This is a genomic window from Microcystis protocystis FBCC-A270 (genome assembly GCF_050500235.1).
GTDB classification, from domain to species: Bacteria; Cyanobacteriota; Cyanobacteriia; order Cyanobacteriales; family Microcystaceae; genus Microcystis; species Microcystis ichthyoblabe_A.
Map to the genome: position 1 here is coordinate 4894025 of NZ_CP191407.1, position 23897 is coordinate 4917921.

Consider the following 23897-nt stretch of genomic DNA (forward strand, 5'->3'; position numbering starts at 1 on the left):
GAAATCCGACCAGGATATTGACTGCGAAGCACGATTTTAATTCTACCATTTGTAGGTAAACTGTGTTATACTTAATTGATCCAGGGTCGAGGATTAATCAATGCTAGTCGTAGAAGCCAAGTTAAAAAACGGGACACCAGAACAATACCAAAGACTTGATGAAGCAATTAGAACATCTCAGTTTGTGCGTAACTCTTGTGTTCGTTATTGGATGGACAATAAGGGAACAACCCGGAATGATCTTCAAAAGCTTTGTGCGGTACTAGCTAACAATAAAGAGACACCATGGGTTAATAAATTAAACTCTCAAGCTCGTCAATCGGCTGCTGATAGAGCCTGGCAATCAATTAATAGGTTTTACCAGAATTGTCATGCTAAGATACCGGGGAAAAAGGGTTTTCCTAGGTTTAAAAAGCATAGCCGTTCGGTTGAGTATAAACTAACGGGTTACAAACTATCTGATGATAGACGTAAAATCAAGTTCACTGATGGTTTTAAAGCAGGAGAATTTGATTTATGGTGTAGTCAGAAAACCTTAGTTTATTATTCAGAGCAACAGATTAGACGGGTAAGAGTTGTGAGACGTGCCGATGGTTATTATTGCCAGTTTTTGATTGACGTAGAACGGCAAGAATACCATAAACCAACGGGACAAATAACAGGAATTGACTTAGGGTTAAAGGAATTTTATACCGACGCTCAAGGCAATATAGTAGAGAATCCATGTTATTTAAGAAAGTCAGAAAAACGACTTAAAAAAGCACAACGACGATTATCCAAAAAGTTTCGTCAAGGAAAGAAACAGTCTAAAAACTATCACAAGCAACGGGTAAAGGTTGCCAAGCTTCACCTTAAAGTATCAAGACAACGTAAAGACAAAGCAATTAAAGACGCTTTGGCGTTAGTCCAGTCTAATGATTTGGTAGTCTATGAAGCTTTAAAGGTAAGAAACTTAGTCAAAAACCGTAAACTTGCCAAGTCGATTAGTGATGCTTCTTGGTATCAATTCACTGAATGGTTGAATTATTTTGCCAAGATTTATCGGATTGTTTGTGTTGCTGTACCACCGCATTTTACTAGCCAAGATTGTTCAGTTTGTGGGACGAGAGTTCAAAAAACCTTAAGCACTAGAACTCATCAATGTCCCAATTGTAAAACAGTCTTAGATAGGGATCATAATGCAGCAATCAACATTCTTAAAAAAGGGTTGCAATATTTGGGAAATCATCTCAACGGTACTGTTGGGCAAACAGAAACCGACCCAAACGCCTTGGGAGAGTCCGACCTCTGGGTTTTCAGTGGAGACATTGAGAATCTAAGTTGTCTCGTTGAACAAGGAATTTCTAACAGCGATGTGGAAAGAATCCCCCGTCACAGCGTAGCTTGACGGTGGGAGTATGTCAATGTAATCTCATGGCGATAGATAGTAACTTTAGGCAAATTAAATTTTTTAACTTTTCTGTTTTCTTATTGCCCAAACTAGCCAGATTGTTGTAAGCTTATGACCCAACTACAACCGGATATATTCGTTAACCACCGTCCTGATACCGATGGAGACGAGGAAGAAGACTACTTCGATTATTTTTATGATGAACCGGGTAGTGAACCAGGGACATTAATTATCGAGCCGGATGCCAAACCCTCGCGGATTATTTTAATTGACTACGATGAAGATAACGCCGTTCGCAAGGTGGATATTACTCCCAATGCTTGCGCCCCCTATATTGGCACAAATACCGTGTCTTGGATGGATATTCAAGGGTTAGGGAGTGAGACGGTTTTAAAACAGGTGGGAGAAATTTTTAATCTGCATCCTTTGTTATTAGAAGATGTGGTTAATGTGCCGCAGCGTCCCAAGTTAGAGGACTATAACAATCAATTGTTAGTGATTTCTCAGATGGTGCGACTGAAAGAAGATGAAAGCGGTTTTGATACAGAACAGGTGAGTTTTGTACTAGGAAAACGCTATCTTTTAAGTTTTCAAGAGGAGGAATTACAGGACTGTTTTGAGATAGTCAGAGATCGAATTCGCACTTCCCAGGGACGAGTACGGAAATCGGGGGCGGATTATTTAACCTATTTATTATTAGACACGATTATCGATGGTTATTTTCCCGTGGTAGAACACTACGAAGATCGGATTGAGGCGTTGGAAGATATGATCATTAGTAATCCCGATCGAGATACAATGCAGGAAATCTATGATGTCCGTCGGGAATTATTGGCACTGCGTCGCTTAATTTGGCCGATGCGAAATGTCCTACATCTACTCATGCGTGACCATCATGGTATAGTCAGCGATGAAGTACAAATTTATTTTCGGGATTCCTACGACCACGTCATTCAAATTCTGGAAATTATCGAAGCTTATCGAGAATTAGCGGCGAGTTTGATGGATGTTTATATGTCCACTATGGGCAATAAATTAAACGAAATTATGAAGTTTTTAACCGTAATTTCGACGATTTTTATTCCCTTAACTTTTATCGTTGGTGTCTATGGCATGAACTTCGAGAATATGCCAGAATTAAAAGGAGAATGGAGTTATTTCCTTGTCTGGTTAGTCATGTTAGCCGTAGCGGGGGGCTTAATTTTCTACTTCTGGCGCAAAGGTTGGTTTAAACCAATTTATTCCCTGAAAGAGGAAGCAAAAACTTAGTTAACGAAGGCAGGAGTCAGGAGACTCCGAGACAGGAGACAGGAGATTATTTCTATTTATTCTTCCCACACCCCACACCCCACACCCCACACCCCACCCCGACGACAAACTTTTTCAGCCAACCCTAATTATTCCACCACAAATGCGAGGATTTGGCCTTGGCAACTGCCGAAGCGAATCTGTAAACCGGACTCTAGGGGAACTTCTTGGTTATGTACCTGCTTCCAGTGGCCATCTTGGTAGATAAAAGTACCAAAACGGGAGAAATCTTCGAGAAAGTATTGATAGTCTGGATAATCGGCATTTTTACGGCAAATTATCCGACAATGGTTTTTACTAACCCATTTTTCAGTAATCTGTAGATCATTTTCCATGTCCCGTCCTATATTCATGGCACCACCACGGATTGACCATTTTCTTTCGGGACGATCAAGATAGTATAAGAAAGCGGCGGGCATGGTTCCGGAGATATTGGGCATAACCGTCGGTGATTGAGTCTCATCAAGGGTTTGCAGCAATTGCCCGTCGAATTCTGGGTGCATATAGAGAATCGGCAAAGTCCAAGCGGGTTGATTGTACTTGTAGAGGGTTAATAACTGCTGCCTGGCGATACGAACGGCCTGATCGATAGGGACTCTCGGACCGGGAAACAACTTGGACATCTGCGCTTCTTTGTCTTTGAACCCGAGGAGGCTGCGGGTAAAAATTTCGATAAAACTCAAGGCCTCGCGATCTGCGATCGCATCTCGCATGGCCAAAACTGCGGGAACGCCATGGTGAATCAAGACTTCCGCCAGACTGCTGCGGGGAATCATCTCCTGACCCGATTTAGCGGGATAAGCCCCCCAACAGGCATTAAAAACCGCTAAAATAACTTGATTTCTCACCAAAGCTTGGGCTAACTCCGTCCCGTTTAGCTGTTCCCCCGGCCGCAGAAATAGGGAACCGCCATTGGGGGCGGCGATTCCGTGACCAGCGTAGAAAAAAGCTTTATATTTACCCGTATCCAAGGCCTTGGTCAGTTCTTCGGCCCCCGGTCGAATTAGGGTATCGACTTTGACTTTCACTCCCCAATTCTGGAGGGAACCACTGCCCCCAGGGGAGATAGACCGGATGAGATTGGCGGCCTCGGATTCCAGTGCCTGGTCGGGATTAGTTTCTCCATCGGTATTAATGGCGGTGAGGTTGAGGGAACTAGCGGCGGTTTTAATCTGTTTTTCGCCGATAACTAAGAGAATATTGAGACTATTACTCGGTTTTATCGGTGGTAGTGGTTCCACATCGCTGGTGGTCCGGCTAAAGAGTATATTCGGATGCAGAGATATAGCCTGTTTACCCGCTTGCTGCATAATTTCCCAGGGCAGCAGAATTAAATAGGGATTGCGACATTCCAAGCGAATTCGCAGGGGCTGATTTTTGCCGAGAGCGATTCCTTGACTTTGGGCGAAACTTTGACCAATTGATGCTTGAAATAACCATTGCCAGAGACTAATACCTAGTTTCTGCATTAATCGACCTCCATAACTGCTGCCTTCTCCCGAAAGAGTCAGTTTAGGTCGGGAATTTCCCTCTAATTGCTCTAACATCGGCAAGGGCGGCATTTTTTCCAGACAGAACATTTCCTGCCATGCCATCCATTCCGTGGCTAGACTCTCGGTCCATTCACAGTCATGATGCACATATCCCCCCGGTAGGGGTGCTTTCGTCACCCAACGGGCGAAATTATTACTCGTGGCTAAACTAGAGATGGCTAAATTTAGACTAGGGATGGCATCATCGGTCATTGTGGTTCTTGAGAAGTCTCTAGAATCTTATTCTAGAGGATTTCTGAACAGCAAGGAAGAGTATTAAGTAGCTGGTTATAATTAAATCAAAAATAGATTTTAGGTTCGATCCCCCCTGCCCCCCTTGATAAGGGGGGTGCCGATAGGCGGGGGGATCTGAAAGTTTTTAATACCTACCTACTTAAGTCACCAATAAACAACAAAGTTCAATAATTTTTGTTTGCAAAGTTGCCAAAGGTTCTGCACCCCGCTTGAGACGATATTCTAATTCCAGAAGTATGGGCAAGGTGGCGAGAAGTTGCTTAGAAGAAAAGGATTGTATCTCTTTGCGAATGAAATATAGTCGCTTGGGATTGGCAATTTCGGCGGCGGCGGCGATATTTTTCTCGTCTTTTTCTCCTTCTTCAATTTTTAATTTTACTATTGCCCAAGTGCGAAATTGACCCCCTAGGGTGGCGGTGATAGCCAAGGGGTTCTCGTTACGATTTAATAATTCATTGACTAATTCGAGGGCCTTGCCTGTCTCCCGTTTTAAAATCGCACTAGCTAACTGTAGGCTGCTTTGATTGCTGGCATTGACTAAGCTTAAAATGTCCTTTTTGTCAATAGTTCCCGCCGAATTATTTTTAAATAAACGCAGTTTTTCTAACTCCATCCACAACAAGCGGCTGTTATTTCCCACTGATTCTGCTAAGAGTTCGATCGCATCGGGGGTTAATTTTACCCCCACTTCTTTGGCAATTTCCCTAACTCTTTGGGCAATTTCCTCGACTTTCCAAGGCGGAATTAGTTCAAATTCTTTAACCTCTGCCTGATTTTGGATAAACTTGCTCGATTTTAAGCGGGAGTCGGGTTTTTTGGCACTGGTTAATAACAGATAGGAATTTTCGGGTAAATTGGGCAAAGTGCGCTGTAATTCCTTAAAAATATCCTCAGAACATTGTTGACAAATAACCGTATCGGCTAACCAAACTAAACGATTTCCCATGCCGAAAACTGGAGTCATCGCTTGATTGAGGGCCTCGATAATTGCCTCATTGCGATCACCATTAATTTTATCATAATTAAACTGTATCCAATTGGGATCGAGAAGTTTTACTTGCAGATTTTTCACCGCTTGGTTGATAGCAAATTCATCTTCTCCCCAATAAAATATTGTCGGCATGAGTTTCTAATTATAGCAGTTAAGTAGGTAGGTGTTAAAAGTTGTCAGACACCCCTCTGATCAAGGGGGGACTAAGGGGGAATCGGCACCCCCCTTATTAAGGGGGGCAGGGGGGATCAGAAGCGAAATTTATCTTCAATTTAATTATAACTACTTACTTATCTTGAGGTGTCACTATTACCCATGTTGCCAGATTTTTACAGTTTTGTCAGCACTACCAATAATTAAATATTTACCATCGGCACTAATTACTAAAGATAACAGTTTGTCTGTGGGTTGATCAAGGGTTGCTAATTTTCCTTTGCTTGTTAAAGACCAAAACTTAATCATTTGATCCGAAAGCTTGTTTAATCTGATCAGCACAAGCATAAGAGGATAAACCAAGAATTTCCTAATATTAACTATGGCTATTCATCAACACAGGTAAAGACTATCTGACTCGATAATTTTGAAAATTAATCAAAAAATAGACTCGATCGACCCCAAATAACGCACAATAAAAAAGGAAATGTCAAAGGAGAATCGCAAATGTTGCCCTATATCCTAGCGGTCGTGGTGGGATTAAGTAGTCTCTACCTCCTCACCACCGCTTTTATCGCCCCCGATCGCCACCGTCAAGATGATTTTCTCTGGAGTGCGGTAGGATTATTCTATGCCCTTGTCCTCTGGTTGTGCGCGGGAAGGATTACAGGCGCTATCCTCCTCGGACAAGCTGCCGCGGCCATATTATTTATTGCTTTTGCTTGGCAAACTCTCAAACTCAGACAAGCACTTTTTTATCCCGACAAACCGGTTAAATTATTTACTATTGTCGGTTGGTTAGGCAATCGTCTGGGGAAAGTTACTCCCTCCCAATCCCCTAAAACTAAAGCTAAACCTGAGAAAGCAGCAGCAAAAGTTAAAGAAACGGTTAAAGAAACGGTGGACCCCGTTATAGAAAAAGCCGTGGCTATCGGGGAACCTATTACAGAATCAGTGACAGAAATTGAGGAAAAAGCTCAAGAAACGGTTGCCCCCGTTGCCGAAAAAGCCGCAGCTATCGGGGAACCTATTACAGAATCAGTGACAGAAATTGGGGAAAAAGCCGAAGAAATTATTGATGATGATGAAACTTTCGATGATTTCGATGATTTCGATGATTTTGATTTGGCAATAGAAGAGATCAACCCTTCCGAAAATGCCCAAGAAATTCCCCCAGAAATTCCCCCGACTGAACCTGTCGCAACTGTTGAAGTCGAAACTATTGCCGTTAGCGAAACGGTGATTATTGAAGTTACCGAGGAAGATTTGTCTCCAGAAGAAAATATCGAAAAAGATACTCCCCCAGAAACTCGCTCAAAAAGTGAAGAAAATTCCCCCCCAGAGGAAGATTTGCCCCCAGAAAAAAGTATCGGAGAAGATACTCCCCCAGAAACTCGATCGCCAAGCGCAGAAAATCCCCCCTCATCGGATTAAAAGTTAAGACTATTGAGCGGGTAGGTTAGGCAATAATTACCCAAGAAATGGTTCTTCGTTACTTGGTATGGTTCGATAGGGGGGGCATAAATCGACTAAATCCTTATCTGGCAAGAGACTTAATTGATTAGTTCGTTCTAGATCGAAAACAATTGAGAAAAATTGCCAAATGCCTTTCTATATAAGGGTTACATTTATTATAAACCCCGTCCATTGCATAACACAAACCGAAGAACCATGATTCCCTGACTTTTCCACTGTTTATAATGCCAGAACATGGTGGAGTAGGGAGAGAAATCTTTCGGGAATTCCCGCCAATTACAGCCATTTTTGAGTTGATAGAAAATCCCATCTAAAATCTGTCGTTTTGTCCCTTTCGGGGGGGCCAGTCAATTTCTTCTTTGGCAATAGCGGTTCTGCGATAGACTACTCTTCATTCGTCATACTACTTGAGTAGATTTTAGCTTACTCCTCTATTGATTTTCGGGGACGACTAGACGGTGGCGCATTCACTGACGGGGTTCAGACCAAAGTATTGCCGTTAAACAGGCTACAGACTCTCTTCCCTGAAACCTATAATGGACAAGGTTTTCGCTTCACCTTTTCAGCCTAGCATCTACATTATAAAAGATACCAAATGGGTTCTATAATAGATTTGGTGGTTGGGAGATTAAAGCCTCAATATCAAACTGGGTAAGCATTCTTCCTTGATTTTTCCAATCGGGTCTAAAAAAATGATCATGCCTTCAAATCCTTTCACTATTGGTCAACGAGTTACTCCTGAAAATTTCATTGGAAGAAAGACATTAATCAGGAGAGCATTGCATCAGATTAGAAGCCGTAGTTCTCTAGCGGTTTGGGGTGGTCCGGGTATGGGCAAATCATCTTTTTTAAAACTGCTAACATATCCTATTATCTGGGAACAATGCGGGCAAGATTATAACCAAGCAGTTGTTGTATTCATTGACTGTCAAAGCCTGGAACCTTTTAAGATTTCTGATTTTTGGCGCAATATTTTAGTAACAATTAAGAATAATTTTTCTTTCTTAAAAACCAGTATTGATACTCTTTCAGAAAAACCAGAAGCCACGGTTAATGATTTGCTTATTATCTTGCGTTTACTTAAGGAACAGGGTAAATTTTTAGTTTTACTTATCGATAATTACGATGTAACCTTACGTCCCAATTCCCAATATACGAAAGCTGATATAGATACCTTCGTCAGTCAGTGTCGTACCCTGGCTCAATCCGAGGAGCAAAATATCTCGATAGTTGTGACTTCATCTCGTCGGTTGAGTCAAATTGGTCCAGAACTTACACCTGATAAATCACCTTGGTATAATGGTTATTTATTTGAAAATCTTAAGCCTTTTACTAATCAGGAAGTAAACCTTTTACTCGATAGAAGTGAGAGTCTATTGGGTTGGAAACAAGCTATCCGTAAAATTGCTGATGGTAATCCAGCTTTACTGCAAAATGCTTGTTTCTTATTATATGAAGAATTGGTTTCGGGAAATAACCTTAATGAGAAAAAATTTATTCAAGAATTTCAAACAAACACTTTACACTTATTTCAAGCTATTTGGCAACTGTCCACTGAAACAGAGCAAAATTTGTTAATGTTGCTGGCTTTATCCCAATTAGAAGGCAAATTAGGGAGGAATCGATACGCTCTCGGCGGAATTGAAGCGATTTTCAGTCAAAAAGAAATAGAATTAAATAATTTGGTTGAGCGAGGTATCTTAAAGAAGGTAGAGGGAGAAGAAAATACTACTTATTCTTTCTGCTCATCTATAATGGAGTGGTGGGTGATTAAGCAAATCGAGAATAGCCAGGAAGAGGAGTTGAAAAAACGACAAAGAGGATTCCTTAATTTAATCTCTTCGGGTCTAATTCCCCGCCGCTCGCGGCGTATAATAGAAAAATGAGTGAATACATCCATAAGAGCCATAATGTAAGTGTTTTGCTATATCATTTAGTGTTCCCAGCCAAATATCGTAAAGCCGTTTTCGACGAACAGGTAGATAGCTTGTTGAAAGAAGTCTGTCTAGAGATGGAAAAACGATACGAGATCAAGTTTGTAGAAATTGGAGTGGATAAAGATCATGTGCATTTTCTGGTGCAATCAGTACCGACTTATAGTGTGACAAGGATCGTGACAATGATTAAAAGTATAACGGCGAGAGAAATTTTCAAAAAGTGTCCTCAAGTGAAAAAGCAGTTGTGGGGAGGAGAGTTTTGGAGTGATGGATATTACGCAAGTACGGTAGGAAAGCATGGGGATGAAGGTATGATAGCGAGATATGTAAAAGAACAAGATAAAGAATACCTGCAGCTACACCAAAATCTACAATTGAGTCTATTTTGATTCTGATACCCCGTCCGCTTGCGGCGGGGTAGTTCATTGAGCCGCCAACAGACGACAAGAGTTAATACTGCTATTCGTTGGCTATGGCAAAATAAAGATAAGATAGCATCTATCATTGAGCAAGTAGGGGGGTTATTATCATGATGACAACACAAACAAGGCACATAAATCCCTATATTGTCGGTCGTCCCATTTATGACCAAGAGTCATTTTTTGGCCGACGGAAACTTTTTAGATTTATTGAAGATAATCTCAAACAAAATACACAAGTTGTTTTGCTGCATGGTCAAAGACGTATTGGTAAATCTTCTGTACTCATGCAAATTCCTAATTTTGTGGGACTAGGTGAGTTCGTGTTTATCTATTTTGATTTGCATGATAAAACGCGACTACCACTTGACAGTATCTTACAAAATCTTGCTTCAACTATTGCTGATAAGTTGAATATTCCTCAATCAGAATCTTTGTCCTTGAATTATAAAACGGTTTTCTCTGATGAGTTTTTACCTCAAGTAATTGAGGTCTTAAAAGAGCAGAAACGAAAAATGGTTTGGTTATTAGACGAATTTGATGTTTTAAATGATCAAACACCTGATTCCCCAGTTGAATCTTTTTTCCCTTATCTGGAAACTCTTATCGGTCAATACAATAATTTATTTATCATTCCAGTAGTAGGGAGAAGAGTAGAAGATTTAACCAACTTAAAAAGCTTATTTAGACAAGCTGTCAATCAAGAAATTGGCTTATTAGAAAAATCAGATGCTAAAGCATTAATTACTGAACCTGCTGCACATTATTTAAACTATGATTCTCAGGCTATCGATGCAATTTTAGAATTGAGTTCAGGTCATCCTTATTTTACTCAAGTGATATGTAATGCTCTTTTTTTACAAGCTGAAGAAGAGGATAAGTCAGAAATTACCTGTGATGATGTTACTAAAATTGTCGATGATGCAATTGAAACTGCTGAAGGAGGACTAGCTTGGTTTCGAGATGGATTACCGATTCCTGAAAGAGTTGTTTTTTCAGCAGTAGCGCAAGCGGAGAAAATGGCTGAGAAGAAAAATAATTCAGTGACAGAAGAACCTTTAAAATTGCTCAGAGAATATGGAGTTATCATAACAGAAGCTTTAAATAAAGCTCCAGAAAATTTAGTTCAATGGGAATTTTTAGAGAGAGTAGAAAATTCAGAATTTCACTACAAAATTAAAGTTAAGCTAGTTCGTTATTGGTTGGTTAAACGCTATCCTTTAAGACAGGCTATCTGGGATTTAGAAAAAGTTGATTTAGATGCTTGCCGACTTTTTGAATTGGCCGAAGATATAGCTGAGAATCGTAATTTATCTAGTTCCGATATTTATGAACAAATTACAAAACTGAATCCTAATCATTTTACGGCTTTATTTAAATTAGCTGAAGATTATCTTGACACTAAAAACTATCAACAAGCATTAGAAAAATATAACAGAGCATATAAAGTTGATCCCACACGCGCTTATGAAGGATATGAGATAACGCGAAAAGAAAAATATAAAATATCGATAATCACTGGCAGCATTATCGGCATCTTTTTCTTAGCTGGCTTAGCACTAAGCACATATACGCAAGTAATGATGCTGGAGACAAGTGCACCAGTGTCGTCCTCTCGTGTCCCATCTGGTAGCACTAATGCCACGATTGTAGGAGAACCAGGAAAGAAAAATATTCGCAGTGGTCCTGGTCGTGTCCCATCTGGTAGCACTAATGCCACGATTGTAGGAGAACCAGGAAAGAAAAATATTCGCAGTGGTCCTGGTTTAGAATATGCACCAAGACATATTGCCTATCCAGGCGATCGTGTTCAAGTTATCGAATCTGCTAGAAATAGTGATAACTTACCCTGGTACAAAATTTATTTTCCCCAATCGGGGGCTGATGGATGGATTGCTGGTAATTTACTTTCTATTGACCCCATAACTAATGCTAAAGTTAGCGGCACTTCAGGAACCAAAAACCTTCGTTCTGGTGCTGGAACTTTTTATGGGGTGGTAGGAACTGTGCGTACAGGCGAGCGTATGCAAATTTTGGGTAGTAGCTATGATAAAAATGGTTATCAGTGGTACAAAGTCTATCATCCTCAGTCCGGTAAGACAGGCTGGATTGCTGCTGATCAATTAATTAGTTCTGACTAGCTCTAGTGTGACAATAAGTAACTGCACACAATTACTACAACTAATATGAAATCTTTTATTTCAGATTTTCGATATTTTATTATTCCTATAATTGTTGTAATGGGTGTATCGATTTATTTAGGGTTTAAACAGCCGACTGAACCGCCAACTACTGCGATAGTTTCTACCTCGCCTTCAGTTTCTTCTACTTCTCTAATTTCCCCTGCTCCTATCCCTAAAAATACTCTAACGCCTCCCTTACAGCGACCTTATCCTTTGGCAAATACATCCAAAGCTTTGCCAGTTCCTTCGCCCATGGTTACTGGTGCTGATGATATCTATTCACTATCTTCGCCACCTCCCAAGAATTACACTGTACTTTCACTTCCTAACCAAACTGAAATTCCTTTTCATATAAAATACGAAGAAAATGCTAATGATTTAGTGGAAATTGGTATTTTCTACGAACGTAAAGCATATCTAAATCGAGAAGCGGCAGAGATGTTTAAACAGATGCAATTAGCCGCTCAACAAGAGGGAATTGAGATCATTCCTGTTTCTGGCTTTCGCTCAGTTGCCGATCAAAAAAAGCTGTTTGAGCGACAAATTCAACGCCAAGGAAGCAAGAAAGCAGCCTCTAAACTGAGTGCGCCTCCAGGTTTCAGCGAACATCATACAGGCTATGCTCTCGATGTTGGTGACGGTAAAAGTCCTAATACTGTCCTCAAATTGACATTCGACTCTACTGAAGCCTATCGCTGGCTAGAAGTTCACGCTGCTCAATATGGCTTTGAACTATCATTTCCGAAAAACAATTTCCAAGGTGTTAGTTATGAACCTTGGCACTGGCGTTTTGTCGGTTCAGCAACAGCTCAAGAAATTTTTAGAGTAGCAAAGACACAAAGACAATGATTATACCCGGACTCTCTCGTTGACAAAAGGTCATTAGATAAAATTCTAGCGTTAAAACCAAAAATGTTGGGTTCTTCGTTACTTGGTATGATTCTATAGGGAGGCATAAATCGACTAAATCCTTATCTGGCAAGAGATTTAATTGATTAGTTCGCTCCAGATCGCAAACAATTGACAAAAATCGCAGTAATGTCTGTTTCTATAAGGGTTTCATCCCTTATAACCCTGTCCGTTGCATAAGACAAACCGAAGAACCCAAGAAATTAACTAATTAATTTAACCTTTGCCCCCACCCAGTCAAACCAAGTTTAAAATGTGAATGGTTTTATTTTCCCAGTACAGGGGGATAGAGCTTCTCGTTTTTCGGGACGATTCCTGAGATAATCTTCTAACCAAAGACAACCTCGATCGAGCAATTTTTGTAAATAATTATATTCTGTTTCTAAGGGCCATTGATGCTTTTGACCATCCCTAGAAATAATCACAATTTCTTGACCATCAGGACTAAAAGTGATCCCATAGACGATATCTTCTTCTATTTTAAACTCCGAGCGCAAATTTCCGTCAATGTCCCAGCGTCTAGCTGTACCATCCCTTGAAATAGCGGCAATTTTTTCACCATCGGGACTAAAACTAACTCCATAAACGGGAAAAGAATCGGTTTTAATCTCCTTTAAAAGATTGCCCTGTAAATCCCAAATTTTAATCTTTCCCCGAGTAGCGGTAGCAATTTTTTGATGATCGGGAGAAAACACCAAATCATAGATAATACTATCATCAACTGTCCAAGAATTAATTAATTGAGGACGATGATTGCTTAAATGCCAGTATTGAATTTTTCCCTCGCTTGTTCCCGTGATGATTGCTGTTCCCTCTCCATTAAAAGCAAGACTATAAATCGGTACTTGACTAGCAGTAAATTCTTGAAGCATTGTTCCTTTTTGACTCCAGATTTGTACTTTTCCATTTCTTCCTGTAATCGCTATCTGATTACCATCAGGATGAAAAGCAATACTATAGATTGAGCGCATTTTTGTGGTAAATTCTCTAATTTTTTTCCCCTGGGAATCGAGTAAAGTAATCTGACCATCTTTATTAGCAATAGCGATAATATTGCCCTGGGAATTAATGCTAACGCTGGTATTATCGACCCTAGTTTTATTTAAATTGTTCAGCTGCCAAATTTTAGCCGTTTCATCACTCGATCCAGTTACCACCTGTTTTCCATCTTGACTAAATACAGCAGTAAAAACTGATTCTTGATGTCCTCTGAGAGTAGTTATTTCTTCCCCTTGCATTCCCCAAATTTTAGCACTACCGTCACTAGATGCAGTAATTATAAACTCTCCATCAGGACTAAAATTCACACTGTTGACAAAATCTTGATGTCCCCGGAAAGTAGCTATTAAATTTCCCTCTAAATCCCAGATTTTAGCAGTTTTATCGGCCGCTGCCCCGGCAATTTTTTGACCGTCGGGACTAAAATTAACACTATAAAAAGCCTCAGTATTTTCTTGACCTAAACTCAAGATAATTTTACCTGATAAATCCCAGATTTTAATCGTACCATCCCGGGAAGCGGTGGCAATTTTTTGACCATCGGGACTAAAACTAGCTGCATCTATCGATCTTTTATGTCCCTTAAATACCTGTAAAGTTTCACCTGATAAATTCCATAATCTGGCGGTTTTATCCCTGGAAGTGGTGACAATTTTTTGACCATCGGGACTAAAACTAACACTATAAACTGATTCTTGATGGTCAGGATAGGTGACTAAATTTTGCCCTTGCAAGTTCCAAATTTTGGCGGTTTTATCTTCGGAAGCAGTGGCGATTTTTTGACCATCGGGACTAAAACTAACACTATAAACTGCTCCCTGATGACCTGTCAAAGTTTGAATATTCTCACCTTTTTGATTCCAAATTTTTACCGTTCCATCTTGAGAAGCAGTGGCAATTTTTTGACGCTCAGGACTAATACTAACACTATAAATAGTTCCCCGGTGTCCTTGCAGTTGGTTTTTTTCTTGAATACGATCTAAAATTTGTTGTAGGGTAATAATTGGACTGGTAGCGGGATATTTACTCAAGGTTTGCCCATCAGTAACGATATTTTTTAAACTATTGACTGCTTGCATGGCCGCAATTAAAGATTCTAATTGTTCAAATTGAAATTGTTGCCAATCACTATCACCCTTGCGCTGTAATTGAATACCTAGTTGAGCGGTCTCTACTTGTTGCCATGCTTGTTTTACCTGAATAAAAGCTAAGAGAGAACCCAAAAGAGAAGCAATTAAAATTACTGAGCCAATTTTAATTCTTTTCGTAGCTTTTTGGTGAGCAATTGCTAGAATTTTATTAGCTTGTCTCTGGGTTTCTAGACTAATTTCTGCCTCTCTTTTATCGAGATTTTGACTAGCAGTTAAAAACTGATAATCAAGATTACTTAAGCTTTTTCCCTGAGACCAATCGAGAGCATTATTTAAAGCTTTTCCGCGTAAAAGCCGCGATTCATCGGTATAATTAGACTGTTGCCAGGCGGCGATCGCTTCTGAGTAGGGACGCAATTGCTCTAATTGTTTTTCTACCCAATTGAGATTAAATATTTCTCGATAAATAGGATTATAAACTACTAATTTATTATCCTTTTTTACCACTAACCCCGATAACCTTAATTCCCCTTGTTCTGGACTATCATCGCAGAGGATTGCCCCCTTTTCTAAAATTTGTTGATAGATGCCTAACAAACGACCCGCTTTATCTTGATTTCTTAACAAGCGATCGGCAATAGTTCGCAGATGCACTGGTTCATCTTGAGATTCCCAATTATTAATAATTCTTTCTTTGATCAGCGTCTCAATATCTAAATTAGTTTCCAGCAATAGCTGACAGATTTTCTGGGTTAAAAATGGCTGTCCTCCCGTCCAAAAAATAATTTTTTCTAAGCAGTCGGGTTGATAATTACTTTGACCGGATAATCCCGCAGCTAGAGGAGCAATTTCTGCAAGATTAAATCCCGTTAATTCGATCGCTTGGCCGATATTAAAAGATGTTTGCGTCTTTTCGCGAATTAAATCTGCTGGGGTAGCCACACCGAATAAAGCAAAAGTAATTCTTTCATACTGGGAATTTTCCGCTCTTTGGTTATAACAATAACGAATCAGGGAAAAAAAGTCATCTAGAGAAAACTGTAAACTGAGAATTTTATCAATCTCGTCAATAAAAATATATATTTTCTCTCCCCGACAATAAACTAATAAAACTTCCTCAATAAATTGTCCCAAACGCTGCACGGGGGGTAAATCCTCTCGCTCGCGCAACCAGGATTTAAGATTAATTTTTCCCGTCAGATTAAATCCTAAAAACAAACGGGTGATCACGCCGTTATACCATTGGGATAAATTATCATTGCTACCAATACTGGTTATATCTACGGACGCGCAATCCCTGCCCAATTGCTGTAAAATATGAGTTACTCGTACCCTTAAACTGGATTTGCCCATCTGACGACAGTTAAAAACGTAGCAAAATTGACCATTTTTCAACGCCGTTAACAGTTCTTGATCGGCATTTCTCTCGATATAGGTAGGATGGTTATAAGCAAGACTACCCCCGACACGATATTGATAATTCATGATTCTTAAACAAAATTATTTCAATGTCACCAAAAGAAATAAAATAGACAATTGTGATTTAGATCTCTATAATGCAAGGATAATCGCTATTGACAACCTATCCCCAAGGCAATTATGAAGAAAACTTTTTTCACCTCCATCGCCGTCAGTGCCACCCTCGTCAGTGGTATTGTTTTAGGTACTCTTGATGCTGGCAGCGCTTCCGCTTGTGCTTTCGCTAAAGGTAAAAGCATTTTTGGCAGCAATACCACCTTCCATGTGGATCCTAACAAACTTATTTTAGGGGTTGCCGCCGCTACAGGAGCAATCACCCTAGCTGGTGTTTTAAGCTACCGTCGTTTTCACTCTGCGCAGCCTCCTGAAGATACCACCGCTAACCTGCCGGCGGTATTTCCTATCCCCATTCCCCCTGCAGCTTTAAACGCGGCAGTGGAAGTGGAAGAAGCGGCAGAAACCAGCAAAATCTCCTAAAAATCCGCTAGATTTCCTCAAAAAAGGTGTTGGCATCCCCGCAGCTTTCCCGCTAGGCAACACCTTTTTCTGGCTAATTGTGTCCCAGTTATCAGAATTTCCAGCCATTTTTAAGTTATGTTAAAAGGTACAACCCTACCACCAGAGGTAAAGATGGGCAACTCCACCACATTTTCTGACACCCCACTTCACAAAGATCATCACACTTGGGAGCATTTAAAACAAGCCATCGCCGCCAGTTCCGGTTTTCGGCGTTGGCAGCAAGAACAACTAGAATCAGGTAAAAATAGAGACGATGCTGATGCTCGCATTTGTTCCTATCTACGGGAAACTTTAGAAACTTTAGCCTACTAGATTGATGCTCCCCAGCTATGACGGCATGGGGACTTTTTTTGTCCGTTTAAGCTAATTTGCGGGCATTATTTTCTGCGAGCTTCGTAACCCAATAACCAGACAAAAGCGACAATTAAAGGCAGGAAATAATAAATAGCTCGATAGGCGATTAAAGAACCGAAAAGCTCGGCATTAGATACATATTCGGGGCGTAATCTCAGCATGATAAACTCAAAAACACCTATTCCCCCCGGCACATTGCTTAATACCCCTGCTGTCATGGCAAATACATAGAGACCGAAAAATCCTAAAAACGAAGTATTATGGTTATCTGGGAGTAGAAGATATAGAACTCTAGCGGCTAATATCCAATCAATAAAAGTCAACAAAATCAAAGCCAAGGAAAGAGTCCAAGAGGGTAAATAGATATTTTCTTTGCCGATTTTTATCGGTTTTTTATAAGTGAGAGTCAAGAAAAAATAGCCCGTAACCAGCAATAAAAAAATTACTCCTAAAGGTTTAGTAGTTAAAAAAGGTAATTTTAAAAGTTGAGGAATCCGTTGGGGATCAACGAGGAAACTTACACCACCAATCCCTAACATTCCTAACCAAAAGCTTAAATGGGTAAAAGTGATGACTTTGGCAATATCCACCACCCCCACCCCCGCAGGAGTATAGAAACGATAACGGATCGCTGTCCCAGAAAATAAGGTTAAACCAATGGTATTACCAAGAGCATAACTGATAAAAGCAGTACGGATAATAGTGCCTAAAGCTAAGGGATGATTGATATAATAAAAACCTAGGCGATCATAACCCGTCATCGACAAATAACCCAAAGCCATCCAAAAAACAGCTTCTAGCTTACGACTTGTGGTAATATGATCCAAACTAGCCAAGAGTTGGGCAAAAGTGTAGTGTTTAAATTCTTGACTAATTGCCCAGACCGCTAGAATAAACAAACTCAAGGACAGGATAATCGGAGCAAAACGCAGGATTTTTTTATACATCTTATTTTTTACTAATTAAAATGAGAAAATCAAAGCTAGATTTAGCTAACCATTTAAATCGATCCCGAAAAAGGAAATATAATAAATTCTTGACTTCCTCCTTATATTTAACAACTATTCTGGTTTTATGTTATCTAGTTTATCTCAATCTTCCTTGGTCTTTCTATCTTTTTGTGCGTTGGGCGACTAAAGGGGGTGATTTAGACAAAATTCCTGCCAAATTTTATGCAGAACTTAATCAATTATGTTTGAGGGCAGATAGTAGGGGCGAAGTAAGAACGAGAAACTATACAGAATATACAGAAATTGCCGAATCTCTTGGTACATTTAGATGTACTTTAGTTAATGGTGGTCAAGAGTGGTTAATAAAAGATTATTACTCTTTTGATTCTGTTGATGAAGCAACTTTAGGCACTCAGTTGGCGGTTTTTATCGTCGAGATTTTAGGAACGGATTATGGTTATAGAATCCGCGCTCGTATTCCCAGATACTAAGGAGCAAATAACTCCTGAAAAAAAACCTGTAAACCTAGGGATGGGTTCTGCACCCATCCTTAGAAAAAATTAGTTTTCCGATAGGGGTTTGGATCGGGAAGGCCGAGGGATAGGGGATTGTCCGGGGGCAAAAGGTCGCTTTTCTCCTTCCCCTTCCGGTCGAGAATATCTATCGGCCGAGGGATGACGATTTTTATCAAAAGGCTTTTTAAAACCTCCCTTACCCATCGGTTTTTTCTTACTGGCAAAACCGAGGTCTAAACCTTCCAAAATGGTTAAGGCATCTCCTTTCAGTTGTACCTGAAAATCCCAAAAACGACCGATCGGTTTACCTGGTAAAGTGCCGCGCAATTTTAGTTTAAAAAACTTGGGTTTGTCCGCTTCAGTTTTGGGCATTTGTCGGATTTTGACCACTACCGCTTGATTTTCCCGTTCAGTAAAGATGACTTCGCCTCGAATCGAAAAATAACCCGGGGTAGAAGCGGGTAGAGGCTCTATCTCCTGATCATCCTCTTTTTTCAGGGTTTCTGGTTCCCAAACACCGACAATCTGAACATGAAGGGCATCATTTTCCTGACGGGTGCGGGGATAAACCACCCAAAGATGGGGTTTTTCCAGATCGAGATGATTTTTAACCAAACTGATCACCCGACCGAGAATCACAGAATCGATCAGAGTACCATCGGCAGTTAAAATATTGCCTTTAGTTAATTGTTCCTCCGATCGCTGATAATGGCCATAGACGAGACCGATCGCCCGATACTGCCGCAGATGACTGGGAGGGGGGATCGGTTGTTGACGTTTGACTTCTTCGGGGGTGGCTGACTCTACGGCTGAGTCAGCCTCAGTATGGGGGGACTCAAGGGGGACTTCCTGAAGTGGAACTTCAGCAGTCGGGGGGGTTTTCGGTGATTCGGTAAACCGATTCCCAGGACGATTCATATCACACTCCTAGCGGCGGAGACACATAGTAAATTAGTAATCAAGCAAGTCAAAAGCGCGATCTGGGGGGTTGCAATAACCCTCTAGGGCGAATCTACTGGCATCTAATATATTAAGAACCATGATCTTTTGACTGTCAACCCAGTCAAAACCCTTTTGAGTCTTGACTGTCTGCCCATTGTACTCATTGACACTCCCATCGCGCTCATGCGAGGGATTCTTGGTTCAACGAGTCCACTTAAACTAGATACCTTGCGTTATCCAACCCAGAGGTGGTTCTCTCCCCAAGCATTACTTTTCGTATGCCCTACGATAGTCCCCCCTTGCCTCCCCCCCCTGCCCCCGACATCGGGGGGGGGTTGGGGGGGCAAGGGGGGTACAAAATTTGCTTGAATTGAAACGTTAGCTTCAAATACTGCTTTGTCTAGTTCCTGTAAAGATTTTACCTACTCACGGGTGAGAAACTAGAACTATTGAGTAGAACCCCATATCTTTAATTGTCAAGGTGCAGATAGCGTAGTGATTAGACTACATGGGTTTTTAAAGCGGTTGATTACCCTATCCGCTATACTCATATAGTAGCTATTTAGCCTAAGTAGGTCAAGACCCTTAAAAGAAGAAGTTATTCGAGATTTTTTCAGGAGACTGGACGCTTATTTTTAACCGTGCTTCGTATCATTGAGCCTTGACATTGAAGCCCCTCTAAATGTGTCGAAGTGCTGTTTTGTATTGGCGCTTGGTTTCATCCCGTCGCACTAAGCGCTTCGGGTCTTCACCCCGACATTTGAGATAAAGAGCGACGAATTCGATCGATCCCCTGATCAAATCTCCAGATTTCCATAACGTTTTCCTGTCTGTCCCCTCGCACCCCAGTGTATGAAAGCCTCTCTCTCTAACCGTCGTTGGCTGTCCATCGGTCTCATCCTGATGTTATTTGCCTTGCTGTCTTTCTCAATCATGCCGCTATTGGCTTCTATTCTCCAGAGTCAGCACTCCTCGGGCCAGAGTCATCTGTCCGCAGTGAAACAAGAGGAATTAGCCAGTCAAGCACTGGGTTATCAGATGGTTTTAGAGCGTGAACCCGATAATCAGGCAGCTTTGCGGGGATTATTAGATACTCGCCTACAGCAGGGCGATTTAAAGCAAGCGATCGAACCTTTAGAAAAATTAGCGCAACTTAACCCCCAACAATCCGATTATCTACTACTTTTAGCGGAAGCAAAACAGCAAATAGAGGACTATGCAGGAGCCACAGCCAGTTATCGCAGTCTTTTGGCCTCCCATCCCCAAAATCTACGGGCCTTAACTGGATTAACTAATTTATTTCTCAGCCAAAACCGCCATACCGAGGCGATTAGTCTAGTCAAAGACACGATTGATCGTGCTTTAAAAGCCGCTGCCGATCCCAATAATCCCGCTAGTTTAATCGATATCGTTTCCGTTCAGTTACTTTTAGGCAAAATCTATTTTGAGCAGCAAAATTATCCGGAAGCTTTAAACACCTATAAACAAGCTCAACAGATGGATGTTAACGATTTCCGACCGATTTTAGCGACGGCGATCGTACTAAAAGAACAGGGCAAAAATCAAGAGGCTCAACCCCTCTTTCAAGAGGCTCTCAGTCGCGCTCCTTTTGCCTACAGAGAGGAGATTCAGTCCCTAATCAGGAGTCAGGAGATAGGAGTCAGGAGATAGGAGTCAGGAGATAGGAGATTATTTTATTTATTCTCCCCATACCCCACACCCACTTCCCATAGTTTTGTAACGGCAATTTTTGCTAAAAATCAATAAATGTAAACTTTAATCACAAGCTCGATCGAGTCCCGACAAAGGTGTTATATTAAAAACATAAAGGCACAAGGGAAGCGACTCAACTTCCTTTCAGGCAAAAAGACCTAGAGCCTGTGCCACCTGCTCTAGCTCAACGCAACAGCTAAATCGGACGCAGATTCTCAAGGTTTGTAAAGTAAAGTATGGTTTCGCCTCTGTTGCTCGATATAGGACAGATGGAGTGAGCCGTAATCAGCACCTGAGTCGGTAAACTGAGAAATCTTGATAGTTGACAGATAGACTGTTGTGGTTTCTGTAAACCTCTATTATGTTGAGTCCGTTAATTTTTTAGGAGTCCATATCGTTTGTACAAGATAAAGCCCGCCTCCCTAGGCGGGCCTATTGTGTTTTTAGAAAACCGCCACGAGATATTCCTGTAACTGCAATTGATAACCTGCCTGTCGCTGACAGGGATAATCAAGGGAAAACTCAGGTAAAGCTAATAGAGAACTTTTTTGACAACTAACTAAAGCCACATCGAAGCGACAGGTTAAATCGGACCATTGGGGATAAAAGGAGAGAAATATCTGAGCAGCTTCGTAAATTCTCCCCTGTTTACGGTCATCGATTGCTAATTTGCCCCCTAAATCCCAATTGCCAGCGCTGCGGGTTTTCACCTCGACAAAAGCGAGAATCGCCTGAGATTTAGACAAAACGATTAAATCGATTTCACCGCCGCCACTACGCCAACGACGCTGGAGGATATGCCATTGCTGTAATTGCAACCAATCCGCCACCAAATTTTCGCCCAATTCCCCCACGGTTGTCATATTCAGTGAACAGTTATCAGTGAACAGTTATCAGTGAACAGGGAACAATATTGATTTATTGTCCTGTCTTCTGACTCTGAACTCCTGACTACTGGCTACTGTCTCCTGTCTCCTAAGCAAGCAGGACAATTTTCGATTTTTACAAGAGGTTTATTACAAAAGTCCTTCTAGACGACGACGGATGCTGTCTAACTCCGCATCGGGAATCTCGGAAAACTCCTCCTCGGCGGGGGGGACTTCCTCTTTTTGCCAATCCAACTCCTCGGCATTGCTTTCGGGGGGAATTACCAACATACCCGCTTCAATCATTTCCGCTTGATAGCCAGCGCTGCGACAAAATTCTGCCACTTCCTCCGAATCAATTTTCTCTACCGTGGGAGTCGGAAAATCCTGGGCCTCTAACAACAGCGCATAACGGGTGGCATCATCTTCCGATTCAAACATCAACACCTTATTGATAGCTCCCATTTGAATGGTGTGGATACCTTCGTTTTCTGTGCCTGCGTTAAAAAGTAGTACAAATACACGCATAATTACTATTAGCGATCGATAAGCAGTGGTCGTCTATGCTCATTTTACCCCCCTTCTCGATCGCTAATCCCCAGCAATTTTAGTTTCTCGTCAACCACTTTTGACCGTTAAGCCGTTGCAGGGTGTAAAACAACAGTAAATCAAGACTAACTTTCCTTTCATCGATCATAAATGATTCAAGTGTACTAGGTTTAGCACCGCCCTCAGCTTGAGAAAAAGCTTTTTTGCCATTGATGTCTTCTTCTAAAAAATAAATGCTAAATTGACGCATTCCCCCGAGCCAATTGCCAGTTAACTGCCAACAGGGAGAGCTAGAAAAGCCCTGCACGGGAATTTTATCCTGTTTAAAGGACAGCTTTATATCAGTTATACCCAGCTTTTGCAAGGCGGCAGCCAATGCGGGCTGAAAATGCTGCTCGATAAATTCAGCAAAGGGTTTTTCCTCGACGGTAGGCTCCTTGGGTTTTTTAGCAGCCGCAGGTTGAGCCGGTTTTGCTGCTTCTGCTGCCGGAGTTGCGGGGGTGGTGGTTTCTTCTGCCATAGGAATTAATCTGGAATGGGTAGGTAGCTACAATTATATTTTCTCCCGGGTTATCAGTTATCAGTTTTTTTAGCTAAGTAGTGTAGTTGGGTGCTAAAAACTATCATATCCCCCCGCCTAAGCTGTATTGAATTTAAACTGCGTATTGGCAATTTTAGTACAAATGCTCAAACTAATTCTCCCGTTAACGCTTATATTCAGCAATATTACTGATTTTTTGGTATTCTTCCTCCGAGTATAAATCCGCCGGAGAAGCAAGGCGATCAAGAAAGAGGATTCCCTCCAGATGATCGTATTCGTGTTGAAAGATGCGTGCGACAAAATCCCTGAAAACTTGACGGATTTCCCGACCATTGCGACCACAATAGACCACCTCAATCCACTGATGACGGGGGACAAAACCGCGCCAATTGGGGACACTGAGACAACCTTCCCAACCCTTGACCATTTCCTCGCTCACCTGCAAAATACGCGGATTAATCATGGCAGTGGGTGACATGATCGGAGCGTCGGGATAACGAAGATTGGGGTGAGAAGCAACGATAAACAGACGCAGAGACCGAGCAACTTGGGGCGCGGCGATTCCCACCCCGTGGGCAGCTTGCACCGTGGTAATCAGGGAATCGATCAAATTTTGACAGTCAGAATCGAGAAGATTATCGATCTCCGGTGCTTTTTGCTGTAGAATTGGGTTTCCTAATTGGGTGATTGTTAAAACTTGTGTCATCTGTATAAGGATTAATTGTTTCGCTCTGAAAATCATTTTATCGTCAACGGCAAAATCTCGCTAAACTGATAAGGTTTCCCCGCAGCAGCACTAGAGCAACTTTGTTAATCAAAATTAACC

The 23897-nt window shown here is 41.2% G+C and carries 22 protein-coding genes and 1 pseudogene; 11 read left to right on the plus strand and 12 right to left on the minus strand.

Annotated elements, in window-relative coordinates:
* Positions 1-100: 100 nt before the first annotated feature.
* Together ACQY1X_RS23865 and corA are read left to right on the plus strand one after the other, a co-directional pair.
* Positions 101-1387 (plus strand): RNA-guided endonuclease InsQ/TnpB family protein, encoded by a 1287-nt coding sequence (locus ACQY1X_RS23865; protein WP_430013698.1) that lies wholly within the window; start codon positions 101-103, stop codon positions 1385-1387.
* 114 nt (positions 1388-1501) lie between these two features.
* Positions 1502-2659, plus strand: coding sequence for a magnesium/cobalt transporter CorA (gene corA / locus ACQY1X_RS23870; protein ID WP_002755447.1), 1158 nt, complete (start codon positions 1502-1504; stop codon positions 2657-2659).
* A gap of 128 nt (positions 2660-2787) precedes the next feature.
* Here the strand turns inward: corA and ACQY1X_RS23875 are convergent, their stop codons facing one another.
* The 3 genes from ACQY1X_RS23875 to ACQY1X_RS23885 form a co-directional block, all read right to left on the minus strand.
* On the minus strand, positions 2788-4443 hold the full coding sequence (locus ACQY1X_RS23875) for a CHAT domain-containing protein (RefSeq protein WP_316578438.1): 1656 nt from the start codon (positions 4441-4443) through the stop codon (positions 2788-2790).
* Positions 4444-4624: 181 nt separating this feature from the next.
* Positions 4625-5608 carry a DNA polymerase III subunit delta gene (holA, locus tag ACQY1X_RS23880; RefSeq protein ID WP_002792776.1) on the minus strand — a complete coding sequence of 328 codons (984 nt, stop codon included), beginning with the start codon at positions 5606-5608 and terminating at the stop codon, positions 4625-4627.
* A 177-nt stretch (positions 5609-5785) separates the two neighbouring features.
* Positions 5786-5938, minus strand: a complete 153-nt coding sequence (locus tag ACQY1X_RS23885; RefSeq protein ID WP_002744891.1) for a WD40 repeat domain-containing protein — start codon at positions 5936-5938, stop codon at positions 5786-5788.
* A 198-nt stretch (positions 5939-6136) separates the two neighbouring features.
* On the opposite strand from ACQY1X_RS23885, the gene ACQY1X_RS23890 reads away from it, so the two are divergent.
* Positions 6137-7063, plus strand: a complete 927-nt coding sequence (locus ACQY1X_RS23890) for a Ycf66 family protein (protein ID WP_430013700.1) — start codon at positions 6137-6139, stop codon at positions 7061-7063.
* Between the two features lie 197 nt (positions 7064-7260).
* Here ACQY1X_RS23890 and ACQY1X_RS23895 read toward each other — a convergent pair whose 3' ends face one another.
* Positions 7261-7452 carry a transposase gene (locus ACQY1X_RS23895; protein ID WP_103111750.1) on the minus strand — a complete coding sequence of 64 codons (192 nt, stop codon included), beginning with the start codon at positions 7450-7452 and terminating at the stop codon, positions 7261-7263.
* 318 nt (positions 7453-7770) lie between these two features.
* Here ACQY1X_RS23895 and ACQY1X_RS23900 point away from each other — a divergent pair, with 318 nt between their 5' ends.
* The 4 genes from ACQY1X_RS23900 (at position 7771) to ACQY1X_RS23915 (ending at position 12493) form a co-directional block, all read left to right on the plus strand.
* Positions 7771-8991 (plus strand): ATP-binding protein, encoded by a 1221-nt coding sequence (locus ACQY1X_RS23900; RefSeq protein ID WP_430015232.1) that lies wholly within the window; start codon positions 7771-7773, stop codon positions 8989-8991.
* Entirely contained in the window at positions 8988-9431 is a 444-nt protein-coding gene (gene tnpA / locus ACQY1X_RS23905; protein ID WP_002740761.1) for an IS200/IS605 family transposase, read from the plus strand. The genes ACQY1X_RS23900 and tnpA overlap by 4 nt, the downstream gene beginning before the upstream one ends.
* Positions 9432-9571: 140 nt before the next feature.
* Positions 9572-11602 (plus strand): SH3 domain-containing protein, encoded by a 2031-nt coding sequence (locus ACQY1X_RS23910; protein WP_430015233.1) that lies wholly within the window; start codon positions 9572-9574, stop codon positions 11600-11602.
* Between the two features lie 45 nt (positions 11603-11647).
* Entirely contained in the window at positions 11648-12493 is an 846-nt protein-coding gene (locus ACQY1X_RS23915) for a M15 family metallopeptidase (protein WP_430013701.1), read from the plus strand.
* On the opposite strand, the pseudogene ACQY1X_RS23920 reads toward ACQY1X_RS23915, so the two are convergent.
* Both ACQY1X_RS23920 and ACQY1X_RS23925 read right to left on the minus strand, forming a co-directional pair.
* A pseudogene (locus ACQY1X_RS23920) lies at positions 12465-12738 on the minus strand (hypothetical protein). The gene ACQY1X_RS23915 and the pseudogene ACQY1X_RS23920 sit on opposite strands and share 29 nt — an antisense overlap.
* Positions 12739-12801: 63 nt before the next feature.
* A complete protein-coding gene (locus tag ACQY1X_RS23925) occupies positions 12802-16128 on the minus strand; it encodes an AAA-like domain-containing protein (protein WP_430015234.1) in 3327 nt (1108 codons plus the stop codon).
* 114 nt (positions 16129-16242) lie between these two features.
* Between ACQY1X_RS23925 and ACQY1X_RS23930 the strand changes: the two genes are divergently transcribed.
* Positions 16243-16599, plus strand: coding sequence for a hypothetical protein (locus tag ACQY1X_RS23930; RefSeq protein WP_002738767.1), 357 nt, complete (start codon positions 16243-16245; stop codon positions 16597-16599).
* Between the two features lie 117 nt (positions 16600-16716).
* Complete coding sequence (locus tag ACQY1X_RS23935; RefSeq protein ID WP_002744875.1) at positions 16717-16953, plus strand: hypothetical protein; 237 nt, start codon at positions 16717-16719, stop codon at positions 16951-16953.
* A gap of 65 nt (positions 16954-17018) precedes the next feature.
* Here ACQY1X_RS23935 and ACQY1X_RS23940 read toward each other — a convergent pair whose 3' ends face one another.
* Positions 17019-17942, minus strand: coding sequence for a lysylphosphatidylglycerol synthase domain-containing protein (locus ACQY1X_RS23940; RefSeq protein WP_002739398.1), 924 nt, complete (start codon positions 17940-17942; stop codon positions 17019-17021).
* A gap of 89 nt (positions 17943-18031) precedes the next feature.
* On the opposite strand from ACQY1X_RS23940, the gene ACQY1X_RS23945 reads away from it, so the two are divergent.
* The gene (locus ACQY1X_RS23945) at positions 18032-18436 is read left to right on the plus strand and encodes a hypothetical protein (RefSeq protein ID WP_430015235.1); all 405 of its coding nucleotides are present in this window, start codon (positions 18032-18034) and stop codon (positions 18434-18436) included.
* Positions 18437-18505: 69 nt separating this feature from the next.
* On the opposite strand, the gene ACQY1X_RS23950 is transcribed toward ACQY1X_RS23945, so the two are convergent.
* On the minus strand, positions 18506-19378 hold the full coding sequence (locus ACQY1X_RS23950) for a hypothetical protein (protein ID WP_430015236.1): 873 nt from the start codon (positions 19376-19378) through the stop codon (positions 18506-18508).
* Between the two features lie 876 nt (positions 19379-20254).
* Between ACQY1X_RS23950 and ACQY1X_RS23955 the strand changes: the two genes are divergently transcribed.
* Positions 20255-21073, plus strand: coding sequence for a tetratricopeptide repeat protein (locus ACQY1X_RS23955; RefSeq protein ID WP_130757368.1), 819 nt, complete (start codon positions 20255-20257; stop codon positions 21071-21073).
* A gap of 485 nt (positions 21074-21558) precedes the next feature.
* On the opposite strand, the gene ACQY1X_RS23960 is transcribed toward ACQY1X_RS23955, so the two are convergent.
* The 4 genes from ACQY1X_RS23960 to def form a co-directional block, all read right to left on the minus strand.
* Entirely contained in the window at positions 21559-21978 is a 420-nt protein-coding gene (locus tag ACQY1X_RS23960; protein ID WP_002739402.1) for a YraN family protein, read from the minus strand.
* Positions 21979-22131: 153 nt separating this feature from the next.
* The gene (locus tag ACQY1X_RS23965; RefSeq protein ID WP_002755488.1) at positions 22132-22509 is read right to left on the minus strand and encodes a DUF3110 domain-containing protein; all 378 of its coding nucleotides are present in this window, start codon (positions 22507-22509) and stop codon (positions 22132-22134) included.
* A 79-nt stretch (positions 22510-22588) separates the two neighbouring features.
* Positions 22589-23050, minus strand: a complete 462-nt coding sequence (locus ACQY1X_RS23970) for a DUF2996 domain-containing protein (protein WP_002739064.1) — start codon at positions 23048-23050, stop codon at positions 22589-22591.
* A gap of 184 nt (positions 23051-23234) precedes the next feature.
* Positions 23235-23813, minus strand: a complete 579-nt coding sequence (gene def / locus ACQY1X_RS23975) for a peptide deformylase (RefSeq protein ID WP_430013705.1) — start codon at positions 23811-23813, stop codon at positions 23235-23237.
* Between the last annotated feature and the right edge of the window lie 84 nt (positions 23814-23897).

Excerpts from the sequence above, each read along its gene's own strand:
- ACQY1X_RS23935 (WP_002744875.1), top strand. The coding sequence starts at position 16,717 with ATGTTAAAAGGTACAACCCTACCACCAGAGGTAAAGATGGGCAACTCC.
- ACQY1X_RS23940 (WP_002739398.1), bottom strand. The coding sequence starts at position 17,942 with ATGTATAAAAAAATCCTGCGTTTTGCTCCGATTATCCTGTCCTTGAGT.
- ACQY1X_RS23970 (WP_002739064.1), bottom strand. The coding sequence starts at position 23,050 with ATGGCAGAAGAAACCACCACCCCCGCAACTCCGGCAGCAGAAGCAGCA.
- ACQY1X_RS23960 (WP_002739402.1), bottom strand. The coding sequence starts at position 21,978 with ATGACAACCGTGGGGGAATTGGGCGAAAATTTGGTGGCGGATTGGTTG.
- holA (WP_002792776.1), bottom strand. The coding sequence starts at position 5,608 with ATGCCGACAATATTTTATTGGGGAGAAGATGAATTTGCTATCAACCAA.
- ACQY1X_RS23930 (WP_002738767.1), top strand. The coding sequence starts at position 16,243 with ATGAAGAAAACTTTTTTCACCTCCATCGCCGTCAGTGCCACCCTCGTC.
- def (WP_430013705.1), bottom strand. The coding sequence starts at position 23,813 with ATGATTTTCAGAGCGAAACAATTAATCCTTATACAGATGACACAAGTT.
- ACQY1X_RS23890 (WP_430013700.1), top strand. The coding sequence starts at position 6,137 with ATGTTGCCCTATATCCTAGCGGTCGTGGTGGGATTAAGTAGTCTCTAC.
- ACQY1X_RS23965 (WP_002755488.1), bottom strand. The coding sequence starts at position 22,509 with ATGCGTGTATTTGTACTACTTTTTAACGCAGGCACAGAAAACGAAGGT.
- ACQY1X_RS23950 (WP_430015236.1), bottom strand. The coding sequence starts at position 19,378 with ATGAATCGTCCTGGGAATCGGTTTACCGAATCACCGAAAACCCCCCCG.
- corA (WP_002755447.1), top strand. The coding sequence starts at position 1,502 with ATGACCCAACTACAACCGGATATATTCGTTAACCACCGTCCTGATACC.
- ACQY1X_RS23865 (WP_430013698.1), top strand. The coding sequence starts at position 101 with ATGCTAGTCGTAGAAGCCAAGTTAAAAAACGGGACACCAGAACAATAC.
- ACQY1X_RS23955 (WP_130757368.1), top strand. The coding sequence starts at position 20,255 with ATGAAAGCCTCTCTCTCTAACCGTCGTTGGCTGTCCATCGGTCTCATC.
- ACQY1X_RS23885 (WP_002744891.1), bottom strand. The coding sequence starts at position 5,938 with ATGATTAAGTTTTGGTCTTTAACAAGCAAAGGAAAATTAGCAACCCTT.
- ACQY1X_RS23910 (WP_430015233.1), top strand. The coding sequence starts at position 9,572 with ATGATGACAACACAAACAAGGCACATAAATCCCTATATTGTCGGTCGT.
- ACQY1X_RS23915 (WP_430013701.1), top strand. The coding sequence starts at position 11,648 with ATGAAATCTTTTATTTCAGATTTTCGATATTTTATTATTCCTATAATT.
- ACQY1X_RS23925 (WP_430015234.1), bottom strand. The coding sequence starts at position 16,128 with ATGAATTATCAATATCGTGTCGGGGGTAGTCTTGCTTATAACCATCCT.
- tnpA (WP_002740761.1), top strand. The coding sequence starts at position 8,988 with ATGAGTGAATACATCCATAAGAGCCATAATGTAAGTGTTTTGCTATAT.
- ACQY1X_RS23875 (WP_316578438.1), bottom strand. The coding sequence starts at position 4,443 with ATGACCGATGATGCCATCCCTAGTCTAAATTTAGCCATCTCTAGTTTA.